This window comes from Halorubrum sp. ASP1 (assembly GCF_005435135.1).
GTDB classification, from domain to species: domain Archaea; phylum Halobacteriota; class Halobacteria; order Halobacteriales; family Haloferacaceae; genus Halorubrum; species Halorubrum tropicale.
In genome coordinates, this window is the sequence record NZ_SGUA01000008.1 from 70127 (window position 1) to 83866 (window position 13740).

Sequence of the window (13740 nt, forward strand, 5' to 3'; positions counted from 1 at the left end):
TAATGAAAATCAAGCACTGATGTACGTCTACGTGCCTTCTACAGAGACTATACAGGAACATTGGGAGAAGGCTGAAGAAGAACCCAGAGAAGCCTTTAGCTTCACCTCCGACTTAGAGATCTTTATCAGGTTCATCGATGATAACCCAGAGACAGCGAACGAGAAGATCTCAGAAAACTTAGGGCCGATATCCCATTTCCACCCTCTGATAGCAGCAATCGAAGCCCTGCGCCAGTGGAAGATCAACAATGGATCTTACGACCACGCACGAGCCGCGAAACATCTCCTCAGCAAATCTCTTCAGCAGGGACTAAGGGAGGAGCACGATTCGGTCATCGTCAGATCTCTTCAGGAACTGGTCGCCCTCCAAGCCAAACTATCTCACGACAACTCGTCTGAACTCTCCACCGCCGTCGACTTCTTAGACGACAGATACTACGAAGAGGAGAAAGGCACGAGAACCGGATTCGAGGAAACGATAGACCTCGTACTCGAACACACGGACCCTGACAAATCCTTCGACCGAGGTCTACTCCAACGGCTCTTTGTGATTTGTATCGTCCGTGCGAACCGGTATAGACAGGAAGACCACGAACTGGGGGAGAATGTCACCGACCAGAACGCCTGCCGCGATTTCCTGGGAAAAGCCATCGAGATCGGAAGAGCACTCGATATCGACGACGCCGGCCTCAAACGGAGATACACGGAAGAATACTGGCGATACGTCGAAACACAAGGCGAGCGAGACGCCTTGCTGAAAGGCAATATAATCGACGAGGCTCTTCGTGACCCGATCGTATCTGAAACGCTGGACGACGATGAGAAGGTGGAGTGGAAGAACGAGATGCAGGACTCGATCAGGGAAGGCGGACGAGAGCTGAAGAACTCCGGGAAGAAAATCCAGAAAGCAGCCCCAGGAACGCTGAAAGCACAGTCAGAAACTCTTCAGGATATCTTCAAAAATATCGCAGTCCACGACGACCCTACGAAGGCACTCTACTGGCTTGTAAACGAGTTCGAGCTGCTCCCACCGTTCGGAGAACAGGACCCGGAGCACTTCTCGCTAATCGATCACGTAGATAACCTTCACCCGCAGCTGTCAGGCCACCTCACTCAGGTCGGTCCTGACGACGACATCACTCAGGACTACGCTCAAGACCTACTCCAATCCCATGTAGTGATCTCCGGAGCGGTCATTAGACTGATCGAAGAAGGATGGCTTCGAGAACGGGACTTCTTCCGTCTACTGAACATGATCTCCGGGCTTTCAAACCACACCATCTGGTACCTTACGGATGCCGTCAACCACCTTTTCGACAAAGAATATGCCGCCTCCATCCACATTAGCATCCCCCGACTCGAATCAACCCTCTACGAACTCCTGAACGATCTCGGAGACGACGTCGTCCGGCAAATGGACGGCGGCACCGGCACAAGAACACTCACACCACTCATCTCCCAGATCGACACCCACGCAGGAGAAGAATTTCAGGAATACATCGAGTACGCGTACAACGAGAAAACCGGAGAAACCGCCGACGGCAACATGAGAAACCGGACAGCGCACGGTCACCTCCGAATAGGACAGGACCACCACATCAACGCCGTCATGCCAATAGTAGACATCCTCCGGATCGGCTACCAGCTCAGACCTACCCCCTTCGTAGCGAAATTCGGCCATCCATGTAAATATCTCTACGTCAACGGTGGTCCGCTCCCGTAACCAAAGGCTCAGGAATCCGGTGACCATCACCGTCAGTTCGCTTAAATACAAGCTTCTCATATATATTTGCCAAGACGGTGCTACGTGGCCGTGTTCGGGAAAATACAGTCCGGGCTGACTCGACTCTACGCAAAGAACCGGGGTGGAGTTACCGACACCGGAGAATACTCTGCCAGCGGGATCTCACGGACCGTGTACTGGTTCCACGACGAGAGCAAACGGATGGGAGACTACTCTCCGCTCGGCACCCTCCTGATGAACGAGCAAGCCAAGGAGGACTTCTCAGAAGATGTCGTCGACTACGTTTTCCTCCATGAGGTTGGCCACGACCAGATGGGATTCATTGGGAGGGCCCTATTCTGGACATTCTACCTAACGTTCGGCCTGCTCTTCCTCGCTGGGATAATGGCCTTACCACGCACACTCGTTGTAGCTTTCCAGTTCGCACCCTCCACGGTGATGCTGCCTGCCTACCTGATCATAGGGATCGGGATCACTATCGCCGCCATACTTCCGTTCGTAGCCGTTTGCTGGATCGATGAGACACTGGCCGAACTCTTTGCTATCTCCAAGATCGGACGATCACAGTATCGATCCGTACTCGACGAGATCAAGGAAGAATCCGATGCTGGACTCCTTCACAATATCCGCCTCCGAATTCAGTACCCGCCCGAACCACTGATTCTCTGGATCGCACGTAAGCGAGGGATCGGCGGCCAATAGAACCCTACATCCGTGAGAGAATTTATGCGACTCCGTCTGAAAGGGAACAGGTAAGGAATGGTGGGTGTCCTCGGGACAATTCGATACGTCATCAACACCTATCTTAGTAGTGCCGTCGGTAACTTCTTCCAGTTCGGTCGCCAGCAATTAGCTCTTCTCGTAGTACTCGCCCTCGCCGGATCAGCACTCCTCGGTGTCTCACCGGTAGAAGCCATCAAAACAGTGGGAGCGATAAGTCTACGCCGAACCACCGCTCTCTGGGGAATTACCTCTGTGCGGCGAGCTGTCACCACTGGCCTAATCGAGATTCTAGTCTGGGAAGGAATTGCCTTCCTCGGGTGCGCTGTCAGCGGCCTCCGGCTGTACCAAAACACGGACTGAACCACAACAATCCCTCCGAATTCATCTCCTTGACTGTCGGAGCATGGACGAGTTTTGACGTGATTGGCTGGTTACGAAGGTCGTGGCTGCGCGCGCAGCGAAGCGAGCACGGAGCGGTGGGTGGGGCGGTGGGGTCTGGGCCGGTCCGGCACACAGCAAAAAAGAGGGCTGCCTCGACTGGCTATGCTTCCCACCACCGACCGCGCTCCGGGAACTCGATCCGGGACCACCCGGTCAGCGCGATTGAGCACCGGCCTTCATACCAGTTCTTGGCTGCCGCCCGGAACCGGACCGTTTCGCCTTCCTGCACGACCGTCTGGTTACTCTTGTTCCAAACGGTGAACTTGATTTTCCCGCTGTCATCCGCTATCAGGCCCACTTGTTGGATGCTCGTCGATGAAGGCTCCCAGAGCGTCTCGATGGTTCCTTCGACCGTCACCTCACCGACCGGGACGTCCGGCACGTCCGCGATGGGCACGATCGCCCCCGGCGCCGCCTTCAACTCCTCGAGGGTCTCCAGCACCGCCTTTGTGACGTCCCGACCGCGCTGCACCTTATCGGCCAGCTGCTTCGCGACGACCGCTCTCGACCAGCCGCCCTTCACCTCGTCGCTGATCCGCATTGCTTGCTCGTTGACCTCCGCGAGTTCCTCTTGCGTCAGCTTCTCTCGGGGATCCGTGCGCTCCGTCGGCGCCGGCTCGTCACGACCACACTGCTCGCTGACGACCTCTCGCGTGCGCTGTTCGCGACCGTCCTGGGTTCCCAGCTCGGCTTGGGCACTGATGCGCTCCAGTTCGGCTTCCCGCGCCCGAATGCGCTCTTCCTGTTCGAGGGTGACTCCGTCAATTCGGTCCTCGCTCGTGTCCGCGATCCCGTCCGGGTGGTTCGCATCCACTTTCGCCTGCGTTTCCTGCTCGACCGCGGCCTGGAACTCCGGCGTCTCGTCGACGACCGGGAAGCCGTCTTCATCGACCGCCTGACCGTCCGCTTTTTCGAATGCCTGTTCATCGACCGTAACGACCTTGCGACTCGAGTTGGTACTAGACATTGGGTACTCACCGTACCTGTGAAGGCGCTCACGCGCCGACACCGCGATGCTCCTACATCGCGGTTTTCCGACGACAACGACCGACAGAACCATCTGCGCGCTCTCGCTCGCGCCTTCGCGAGCGCCCTACCGGGCGCGAGCGAGAGCGCGCCTGTATGAGGTGGCCCCAACCAGCACCGCGCGCCGACCCGCCCGGAGCGAGCGGCCAGCGGAGTAAGCGTGGGGGGTGAGCAGCTACACCGCGCAACCCCTCGCGCTTACCCGCTGGCGCCGAGGGCACATGCACTTTAGCCCGGAACGGGCGCGGGTGGTGCGGAGAGCGCCCGCATGCCCGGAATGGTCGGTCGCGAGCGACGCGGAGGGCGGCAGCGGCGAGCGGGGCGGGCCGTCACGTACGCTCCTGTTCAGCCAACCTCGTCGGCCGGAGTGCCATCTACCGGTCTGGCGGACTCAGAAAGGGCGAGGCCGCCTCGGCTGTCCCCTGACCCCGCAAGCATCGCAGGGACGAAGCGCGCAGCGGTGGTCGCGGGACGTCGAGCGGCCGAGGGCTTTTGGAGTGTTCTCTCCACCCTAATCAGACTAGCAATCAGTCAGCTGTCGCCGGCGATTAGGTTCTCGATGCCTTGCTGGCGTCACGTGCCGTTACCAGTAGAGAATCAACTGACACAGGACGTACTGACGGGGTGATGGTTGCTACGATAAGCGGCGGCTCTCAGGCGGAGATGTAGTCAATAAACCGGCTCGCCACGTGCTCGATGCGGTTGTCGACGAGTGAGGTGAGATAGCGGTCGACGTCTGCAGGACTGGTGAGCGTCGCAAGCGACTATGGAAGGACGTGACTTCGTTCCCCGACTGGGTCGCCCGCGTAGTCGTCGTCTCGGAATGTGTGTGACGCCTCGTGATCGGTCTTCGTGGAGATGAGGACCGTGATGAGTTGCACGTCGTGGGCCGGGAATTGGGGAGTCTCTAGCACGAGCATCGGGCGACCGTTTTCCGAGATCGGCTTGCTCGCCCAGACGAGGTCCCCATGTTCTAGGTCTTTGAACGCCGTCACTGCACGCCCTCCATCTCATCAGTACGGAGGTCTTTGAGGTGCTCTTCGCCGTACTGTTCGTCGGCTGTTCCTGGTGGCGGTGGAGAGGATACGCGGATTGGAGCCGGTCTTCGTCGTCAGTGATCACCCAGTGCGGGCGTTTGTGTCGCACGACCCCACGTTCCTTCAGGCGCGAGAGGATCGCGCTGATAGCGTCGGTCTACAGTCTACTCGAGGTGGCGAATTTTTGTTCTAACTTCTGGAACTGGCTTTTACCTCAGCGGTTGGTGGCTTCTTCCACAGTGTTTATTTACATGTCTGGAGAAGTGGATCACTGTCAATTTGATGGCTCCTAGTGCGCTCTTGCTGCCTCTGAATGCATTGTTCCCGAGCATATCTTCAGTTATTGCTTGGTTTGCCGAGATTTGGGCACTCTTAAGACAAGCATTCACTTCGATGTCTTCCACGGAGGTCCAAGCCGTGGCTGCCGTCATTTCTGTGGTGATTTCAGGTCTTCTTTTGCAGGTTTATCGAAATCAAAATCAACTGAAAAAGCTCGAACAGCGACCGATTATACATGCCGAAGGTTTTCGCGTCAAACAAGGAAATGAGCTGCTGATTGACACGGAAAACTATGGACGTGGCAGTGCGACTGGAATGCATGTACGGACGACTCTTCAGCCAATCGACGTGCGAAAGCCTGGTTCAATCCGTTCACGGTTCGTTCTGTGGGCGAAAAAACGGTTGCCGAAGCAGTCTTCTTTAACCGAAACCCGGCTTACTAGCCAGCAGATCCAGCAAAATAATGAGGATGAAGCAGATCACCAGTGGAAAGAGATCTACGGTACAAAGTTGGGGCCGGGTGAGGACAAGAAGTACGTTCTCGAATTGTCCCTGAATACGAACCCCAACATAATCCCGAATGGGATATACAAACGTTGGCGTCGGTTTCTGGGGTGGCTTCCATTATGTGCGAGTGGCCACGGTGATGACACATACGTGTTCAACTCTGCTGTCGGAATTCTGAGTAGGAGTGGAAGTGCTCCACCACGAGATGGGGGTGACGATGAATCGGACTCCACTGACCCGACCGAGAAGATTGTCCACGGCATTTCACACTACCGTATGAGAGCCAATCTATACTACAGTGATCCAACTGGAAGCACGCATTCTGAACGAGTCTTTGATTATGTGTTTCCAGCAGTAGATCAGACCAACCTGGAGAACGCCTTTGAGACGGGTCGCCCCTATGAAGAGTTCATTCAAAGCCGAGAGACATACCATCAAAGTGCGAATGAATTAATCAATTCCTGACTGAACCCAGTACATATAACACAGATGGCTACTTCAGGGAAATTATAGCGTGAGACACGTCGACCGGAACTCAAATCTCTCCTCTCTTGACGTCTCAGACGATGTCAAAGAAATCCTCCGGGCAACGATACACAACAACCAAATCTTCGACCTCGAGGGGGCTGATGACCCTGGAAATTACACCGCCTCCTCGATAGCCTACGACAAAGAGGACCGACCAAGGCCGCAATTCAGAGAGCTAAATGATTTCCCAGACGAACTTTTGTTTGCGGACGCAGAACGAATTCTGGATATCCTTGGTCACGGTGACTCCCTTTCACGATTTCAATTGGAAAGCTGGCGGACGCTGACTGACTATCGAGACACTATCGTCGATGAGAACAGAAGCGAGGATCGAGCTGCGGTTATCTCCGCCCCGACTGGGTTCGGGAAAACTGCATCATTCTTAGGCCCCACCCTGCTTAATGCCGCCTACCAGGACGGCTCTCGAACTATTGTTGTATATCCTAGTAGAGCACTTCTGAAAGACCAGTTGGGTCGTATTCTCAAATCTGTTCACCGAATCAATAACGACCTCGACGACGCAGACAATATTTCTGTAGGCGCTTGGATGGGGAGCCAACCATACTCAAGAGAGGATGTCGTCGAAAGTGGTAAGAGCTTCGTAAACTCAGACACCGACCCTCCAGAGCTCTTGGCGGCAAGCCACTGGAAGGACCAAGAATCAACGTTCTATGTTTCTCGACGGACACTTCCCAGGACGGATCCTGGATATGAGATTTATGACGAGGAATATCGGCAGACAGGACAAGGGGTACGATTTCTCGACAAGGAGCTCGTGCTCAATCGTGACGATATCAAGGGTGGTGATCATGACCGGCCAGATATTCTGCTCACTACTCTGGAATCGCTGGAAATCTTAGCTGCTAAACCCCATTACGATATTGTAACTGAGGCTGAGTATTTTGTTTTTGACGAAATCCACCAATACCAGGGACTTCGTGGCAGCCATGCGGCACAAATCATCCGAAACCTTCGAAGAATACGGGATAAAAATGCGGTTTACGTTGGCGCCAGCGCCACTGTTGATAATCCAGAGGCTTTCGCAGCAAAGCTTTTCGGATTTACTGAGAATGCGATAGACACAAATTCCGAATTCTCTGCCGGCCCGTCCGCTGTTTCAGGACTTGAACCGTATCACGAAGATATTGCTGATGCTAATGATGATGCCCTTCATTATTACTTTCTCTTATCGGATTCTGAAGCTGATCCAGGAGTGGCATCCCAGTATCTTCAGCATGCAATGATGCTGGGTCGCTCGTTAATCGAACCAGCACCAGGAAGTGGGGATACCAGTAGATCACGAGATCTCAAACGGTTAGATCCTGATGAAGGTGAGCGTCGAAAACTCCTCTCCTTCATTCAAAGTAAGAGTCAGATCCACCGTCTCACCCAGCAATTCGAAAACGCCGATAAAAACCGCCAGCTCTGGCGATACCATGCACAAAAGGAGAGTGGCAATTGGCGAACCCTTGCAAACCGGACTGGTCATGAATTCCTGGATACACCCGATGCCCTCGATAATCCGCTTCCAGTTTATTCCGGTTCGGACGCTACGGTGTCTGATATTGATAATGCGGATATCATCCACGGGACGAATTTCCTCGAGGTGGGTATTGATATCTCAAACCTCCACTTCATCTCACAGTATCGGCCCCCAGAAAATGTAACGACTTTTAAGCAGCGGGCTGGCCGCGCGGCGAGGGAAAGTGGGAGTTCTGGCCACGTATTCGTACATCTCTCAGACAGAGGGGATTCGAATTTCCATTACCGTGCCGACCGGTTTGTTGAAGGCGAAGTCACTACGCCAATTCGACCGGAGAACGACATCATCTCCTGGATCCACGATAGGTTCTATGAATACTATCAAACGCTCTCAGACTTCCAAAGCTCGGATTACTACGAGTCTAGAGGCCATAGATACGAGGAGGGGGACAACTGGAACCACCCTAGTAACGAACATTACCTCATCCAGGACTATTTCGCTACTGTCTTGGGCTGGAATCGCTTCGTGGACCTGCTTCTCAGACCGGGGACTACGCTCGACGAATTATTCGGCATCCAAGTTTATGCGGAAACGCTACTAACCGATGGCGCAGATCTTGACCAAATTGATGACGAACTAAGAGAGAAACGTGCAGACATAGAAGGTGGACTTAGCGATATTGAGAATTATATCCAAGAAGATGTCGGTGAAATACTGCTCAATCAGGATCCACTCGAAGACCTCCTCGATCGAATGTCCGAGCAGGCACTCTCCCTCCTCGATCAATTACCTGCCGACGTCGTAGACGAGTCAGGGGAACTACGATCTACGATCAAAGAAGTCCAACTCGACCCACCTAGTGAGGAAAGGGTGGAAGATTCGATATCCGTATTTGCCCAGGTGACGGGGGCCATCGAAATGAAACGTGGCGAGATCGGTGAAACGCAGTACCCGGGAGGCAAGATTAGTCAACTTCGCGACTCGATTGAGACACTAAGCACAGTCACTGAAGGAGACACGCTCGATACACTTGCTCAGAAAAGGAAAGAAATCTACTATTTCCGCAGGGCACTCGAGAATATCGATTCCTACCGCGCCATCTGGTATGCCCATGGACAATTGACGGCGGTAAAGGACCTCTTCCGGGCGGCATACTACTTTGACCGATGTTTGAAAGTCCGGGAGGAATCGACACTCTTCCAGTTGAATTCAGAGTACGCCGAAGCGGACGGCGACCTGCCTGAGGAGAATTTCAATCCGGAACACACCCAGATTTGGTACGTCCCACCGAATTACTTCGACGATGCCGGGAAGTACTACACGCTTGAACGGCCCCCAGATGCTCCCGGAGAAGACCCGGACCACACCGAAAAAGCGGTGACATCCGCCCTCTCCCAATACATACCGTATAAAACAGAGCATCAAGCAAAAATTGGGGAAGCCCATGTATTCCAACCGCCATTAGACGAAGCAAACGGCAGACCTCAGTTTAAATTCTCCAGTATTCCCGGGGAAACTATTGAACATGTCCGGATGCCAAATCGGATCAAGCTAGACCGGGTACGAGACCTCTCTATGGAGCAAGCACAGGGAGTCTACCCGTTTGATGAGGACTCTCTGCAAATCCTCACTGAGGAAGAACTGCCATCGGACAGATACACACCCTGTAAAATATATTCTGATCCTCATATCCAGACTGCTGTTGAACCAGATGATGGAGAGCCGATTTATGACGGCGATGGCCTCCGGCTAGAGGATACATCCGCGAGAGCGTGGATTGAGGGAATTGAACTCGACATAACCCCTCAAATCAGACATGAAATCGAAGGAAATGAGGTATACGGCAGTCATCCGAACCGCGAACAGTATTCTCGGGTAATAGAGAGCTCGGATCCCAAACTTGGGTATCGGTTGGATACGCGGGCACTGAGGTGGGATCTCGGATCCTTCTTTGATGCAGTGGAATCCGAGGACGCATTGACAGAAGCAGTGCGCATGGTGGAAGATGGGGAAATTAACTCGGAGACCTACAAGGAATTCTCAGATGTCTCTAGGACTGAGGCTGCACACATCACAGCTGCCCACCTACTGAAACTCCTTGTTTCAGACGTGGCCGGGGTTGATCCCGGTCTCTTGTTGTATGGCTACGATTCTGAAAACCAAGAAATTCAAGTCTTCGAGCAAACTGAGGGAGGGCAGGGAATCGTTGATATATTCGTTAATCACGTCGAGGACAAACCGGAGCTGGTGCTTGATTCGTTCTACCGCCTAGTCCACAACCCACAGATACTGAACGAACGGCTGTGGGCGGATAAGTTGGTTGTTGAGCGGATTTACGAAGAAGTTGACTTCGACGAACTCCCAATACGGGATACAGAGGGCAATCAACTGCAGATCATCCAGCAGATCGTCTCTGAATCTCTTGGAATCTCCTATCCAACCTCTATCAATCGGATTGCAGAGGAGGTCTGGTCTACAGTCAAGCGAATTAGCACGAATAGTACCGACTCAACTCCTGTTAGCGAGTTAATGAAATTCAAGCAAAGTATCGCATCTGCCCGTGTTCAGGGTAAGTGTACTGACTCAAACGGCGATATACGAATTCCTGAAGACATCCAGGAAGAGTTCCCTGAGCTATTCGAGAAGTTCGGGGAGCAGTCGCTGAAGTCGATGTTTGTATCGCCGGATATCGACAGTTGTGCGGCCAACTTACAACTGAATCGCACCCTCTCCAGCGTTCCTCAGGAGGAAGCATTGAGCTACTGCATACTGGAACAGTTAGAACAATATATTGTTGATGCAGTCCCACGTGAGGACCATTGGGAAGAAGTCAAAAACCGTGGGCAGTACTGGGCTTGGTTAGATGAGAGCGGTGATGAGGTGCTATTCCTCCAATGGTAGCGATCGAGTGCGATACGATACCAGGGAAGCTCGAAACATACGTAAGTCGGAAGCTCAGGGCGCAAGGGCTTACTATGATGATTTTGGCTCTCCCTCAGATTCGGCAAGTTGACATCCCAAAACTGGATCGCACCCAGGGGTCATCAGAGCTCTTTCGTGATCTGCCTCAAAGCCATTCCAGCGTTGACTTCGCCATCTGTGTTGGGCCAAATACCGCTGGAAGTCTCTATGACTATAGAACAGCGGCCAGTATCCAGATTATCGAGGTAATCGACCCTATTCCGGAAGAAATGGTCGTTACGAACGACGAGGTCTTTTTCGCGTCTGGTTCTGTCTCTGTCAAGGAGGTACATCAGGGTAGCCCGAATCGATGTGACTACGACGGAGATATCAGAAATTGTGTTGAAGAGTACGTTGGAATGCCAAAAGACGTTTTGTAGGTCAGGCGCGGAAGAAGAACGCAGCATTATCTGATTGTAACGCCTGGAATCTTTACTGATTCTCTAAAGTGCATACGAGTCAGGACTCTTCTGTACACGCAATGAAGAAGATGTCTCGAGAATACCCCGATGAGGCAGGGGACCTCCTGACGAGTTGATCAAGTATACCTATCGAACGCTTCTTACTCGAAGTATGTAGGGGTGCTACATCTACTGCTGTGACGACGAGCTCCAAGAGCATCTTCGGGACAGAATCAGTCGAATCCAACGATAGGGGGCTCCGGGAGTTTGCCGTGGGATCTGGATTCCAGGTACGCCATTGGGGTTCCACGTTATGCTTGTCGATTTTTGGAATATACACACGAGACGTCGAGTTTCGTGGGTACAAGATCTATCCTAATAGAAGCAAAAACCCCCTAGTACAATGGTTATCTAAATCCAATCGCCGTTGATCCACTGCTGTTCACACGACGAGCAATCTGCAGATACAGGCAGTCACTGAAAGAATCTGTCCTTAACCAACAATTCGTGGAACTCCGGGCATACGTTGGTTAAATCGAAACTGCAAGTAGCAGTCGGTCACTGCCGCGAGGGTATGTGCAGACGGTATTGAGTGTGTCGCCCATCCAATCCACAGGTATGCGTTTCCTCGTTCCAGTGCCGGGGAAGAGCGTCACAGAAGACATAGCCACGGGGGGTCTGTAGGGTTTACTCGGCTGCCTCGTCGGTGTTGTGAGCGGCCGTCCACTCCTGGTGGAACCACAGCTACTGGGTGATTGAATCGAAGGCGGTGTGACTCGGTTTGTGGAGTAGCGCTCTGGTACCGGAAATAGGCACGACAATGCCATTGTCAATGAGATCACTGACAAAGCTACGAGCCATCGCATCGTTGACATCTGCCGTCGAGACGTTAGAGGCATCGTAGTCCTGCCCGGGCTGCGGGGTTTCAACGTGGTCGGCAGCGACACGTGTGTTGTCGAAAAGTTCGGAATCAGTCATGGCGAATCACGCCACACACTCCTGTGCGCTGCACGCCTCATGGCGCCGATAAGCAGTCAGGAGTGACAGCGTCACTCCGGTCGCGGGTCGCGATAGCCGATGACGGCGACATCGTCGATGAACAGGACGCCCTTCATGAAGTCGAGCTTGGTCAGACTGTGCTGGTAGAGGTTATGCCGCCCGAGATAGTTCACCGGCACCACTAGACAGCCGAACTCGATCTTTGGCCGGCCGTCCTTCTTGGTGCGGTACCCCTTCTGGAACTTGAGGAGGTCGTCGCTGACGTTCTTCCGCTCGCTCTTCTCGATCTCGATGGCGATGCGGGTGTCGGCGTCGTAGAGGTCGACGCTGTAGTTAAACCCCTGATGCGACCAGAGCTTGCAGTTCGGGTTGTAACCGCCGGCGGCGTCCCCTTCGTACTCGTACTGCGAGAGCTTGTCGGCGATCGCGGCATCGAAGCCGCCGACCTCTGTGTGCTTCGTCGAGCCGTCGAAGACGCTTGCTGGGACGGCCTCGACGGCCGACCGAATCGACGCCAGCGCATCGTCCGGAAATACCTCGGACGAGGTTTGGGTACGGCGCTCGCTCAGTTTGGTGACCTCCTCGACGACGACCATACTCGCACTCGACGAACAGTGCCCCGATAAAACCCGTCGCGACGACCATTCGAGTCGACCGGTCGCCAGGATACATTCACTCGAGGTACAGGGCGGTGGGTGGGGGCGAGGGAGTGGATCCACCCCCAGCGTTAACCAACACCGTGTCGGTATCGACCGAGAATGTTGGTTAAGTCTAGCTGCTACGGCGTTCGGAGCTCTCGAACTGGCTTCACGACGAAGGTGTCTGGCTCGCTGGTTGCTCTCTCACCTGACCGCTCCGTTGACGTCGGGGGCGACCGCGTGAGCTGAGTGATGAGCTCGTCGCGAACGGTTCGTCGGGGGATGGTGGTCTCGTGCCAGCCCAGTCGGTCGTCGAAGTGCCGTTTCTGGAACTGCTCGCCGACGTCGTCGGCGGCGACGTACTGCGTCCGCGTCGACCGCCCGACCTGGTGGGCGGTGAAGACGGCGCCCACGGTCTCGTGCGTGAGCTCGACGAGAGCACACTCCACGAGGGCGACGACCGACGCGTGATCCCGGTCGGTCGGAACCGCCATCTCGAGGTCCGCCCACGGCCCCTCATCGTCGGGGGTAGTTCCTGCGTGATCCGCTGCTCGTGTCTTGCTGCGTTGGTCCGAAGCCATCGTCTATCGGGGGCACGTGATGCGCCCCGCCACCCCCTCGCGGGGGCAACAGACCCCACCAAAACGCACCCGTTCAATCTATGCGCTAAATCTGATACTTCCGTAGGTCCGCTACCCCTGTGATGGCCCCTCGGCCTGAGAGAGCCGGCGGCCTTCGCACATTGCATATCGCCTCTTTCTTTGGACGAAAACCGCGATATACAAGACACTATAACGCCCTCAAACCGAAGGAGAACCTCGTCGGGCCGATTTGAAGGCGTAGAAAGTACCTCGACGAGTTCCGGAATAACCCTGTGGTTACAAAAATTGCTCGACGGCGGGGTAACAAAGGTGATATCGGCGATATCCGACTTCTTTGGGGTTACTGCTTCACCTATTCTGAGCTCCTCGAG

The 13740-nt window shown here is 54.2% G+C and carries 10 protein-coding genes and 2 pseudogenes; 6 read left to right on the forward strand and 6 right to left on the reverse strand.

Annotated features, from left to right (window positions below):
- Positions 1-19 precede the first annotated feature (19 nt).
- From EXE48_RS12730 to EXE48_RS12740, 3 genes are all read left to right on the forward strand, one after another.
- Positions 20-1723 (forward strand): hypothetical protein, encoded by a 1704-nt coding sequence (locus EXE48_RS12730; RefSeq protein ID WP_137711697.1) that lies wholly within the window; start codon positions 20-22, stop codon positions 1721-1723.
- An 84-nt stretch (positions 1724-1807) separates the two neighbouring features.
- Positions 1808-2446 (forward strand): hypothetical protein, encoded by a 639-nt coding sequence (locus EXE48_RS12735; RefSeq protein WP_241991994.1) that lies wholly within the window; start codon positions 1808-1810, stop codon positions 2444-2446.
- Positions 2447-2503: 57 nt separating this feature from the next.
- Positions 2504-2827 carry a hypothetical protein gene (locus EXE48_RS12740; RefSeq protein WP_137711698.1) on the forward strand — a complete coding sequence of 108 codons (324 nt, stop codon included), beginning with the start codon at positions 2504-2506 and terminating at the stop codon, positions 2825-2827.
- Between the two features lie 181 nt (positions 2828-3008).
- On the opposite strand, the gene EXE48_RS12745 is transcribed toward EXE48_RS12740, so the two are convergent.
- The 3 genes and pseudogenes from EXE48_RS12745 to EXE48_RS19080 form a co-directional block, all read right to left on the reverse strand.
- Positions 3009-3875, reverse strand: a complete 867-nt coding sequence (locus EXE48_RS12745) for a DNA-binding protein (protein WP_137711699.1) — start codon at positions 3873-3875, stop codon at positions 3009-3011.
- Between the two features lie 712 nt (positions 3876-4587).
- A pseudogene (locus tag EXE48_RS12760) lies at positions 4588-4929 on the reverse strand (PemK-like protein).
- Positions 4926-5128: pseudogene (locus EXE48_RS19080) on the reverse strand (MarR family transcriptional regulator); the annotation flags it as partial. The pseudogenes EXE48_RS12760 and EXE48_RS19080, both read right to left, overlap by 4 nt.
- Before the next feature lie 260 nt (positions 5129-5388).
- On the opposite strand from EXE48_RS19080, the gene EXE48_RS12770 reads away from it, so the two are divergent.
- The 3 genes from EXE48_RS12770 to EXE48_RS12780 are packed head-to-tail and all read left to right on the forward strand — an operon-like array spanning position 5389 to position 11109.
- Positions 5389-6222 (forward strand): hypothetical protein, encoded by an 834-nt coding sequence (locus EXE48_RS12770; RefSeq protein ID WP_137711700.1) that lies wholly within the window; start codon positions 5389-5391, stop codon positions 6220-6222.
- A gap of 49 nt (positions 6223-6271) precedes the next feature.
- The gene (locus EXE48_RS12775) at positions 6272-10669 is read left to right on the forward strand and encodes a DEAD/DEAH box helicase (protein ID WP_137711701.1); all 4398 of its coding nucleotides are present in this window, start codon (positions 6272-6274) and stop codon (positions 10667-10669) included.
- Entirely contained in the window at positions 10663-11109 is a 447-nt protein-coding gene (locus tag EXE48_RS12780; RefSeq protein WP_137711702.1) for a hypothetical protein, read from the forward strand. The genes EXE48_RS12775 and EXE48_RS12780 overlap by 7 nt, the downstream gene beginning before the upstream one ends.
- Before the next feature lie 765 nt (positions 11110-11874).
- On the opposite strand, the gene EXE48_RS12785 is transcribed toward EXE48_RS12780, so the two are convergent.
- From EXE48_RS12785 to EXE48_RS12795, 3 genes are all read right to left on the reverse strand, one after another.
- On the reverse strand, positions 11875-12108 hold the full coding sequence (locus EXE48_RS12785; RefSeq protein ID WP_137711703.1) for a DUF8069 family protein: 234 nt from the start codon (positions 12106-12108) through the stop codon (positions 11875-11877).
- Positions 12109-12179: 71 nt separating this feature from the next.
- On the reverse strand, positions 12180-12725 hold the full coding sequence (locus tag EXE48_RS12790; protein WP_137711704.1) for a hypothetical protein: 546 nt from the start codon (positions 12723-12725) through the stop codon (positions 12180-12182).
- Positions 12726-12907: 182 nt separating this feature from the next.
- Positions 12908-13348, reverse strand: a complete 441-nt coding sequence (locus EXE48_RS12795; protein ID WP_137711705.1) for a DUF8030 family protein — start codon at positions 13346-13348, stop codon at positions 12908-12910.
- Between the last annotated feature and the right edge of the window lie 392 nt (positions 13349-13740).

Bases quoted from the DNA above. Each gene is read 5' to 3' on its own strand.
- EXE48_RS12795 (WP_137711705.1), bottom strand. From the start codon at position 13,348: ATGGCTTCGGACCAACGCAGCAAGACACGAGCAGCGGATCACGCAGGA.
- EXE48_RS12785 (WP_137711703.1), bottom strand. From the start codon at position 12,108: ATGACTGATTCCGAACTTTTCGACAACACACGTGTCGCTGCCGACCAC.
- EXE48_RS12740 (WP_137711698.1), top strand. From the start codon at position 2,504: ATGGTGGGTGTCCTCGGGACAATTCGATACGTCATCAACACCTATCTT.
- EXE48_RS12790 (WP_137711704.1), bottom strand. From the start codon at position 12,725: ATGGTCGTCGTCGAGGAGGTCACCAAACTGAGCGAGCGCCGTACCCAA.
- EXE48_RS12745 (WP_137711699.1), bottom strand. From the start codon at position 3,875: ATGTCTAGTACCAACTCGAGTCGCAAGGTCGTTACGGTCGATGAACAG.
- EXE48_RS12730 (WP_137711697.1), top strand. From the start codon at position 20: ATGTACGTCTACGTGCCTTCTACAGAGACTATACAGGAACATTGGGAG.
- EXE48_RS12780 (WP_137711702.1), top strand. From the start codon at position 10,663: ATGGTAGCGATCGAGTGCGATACGATACCAGGGAAGCTCGAAACATAC.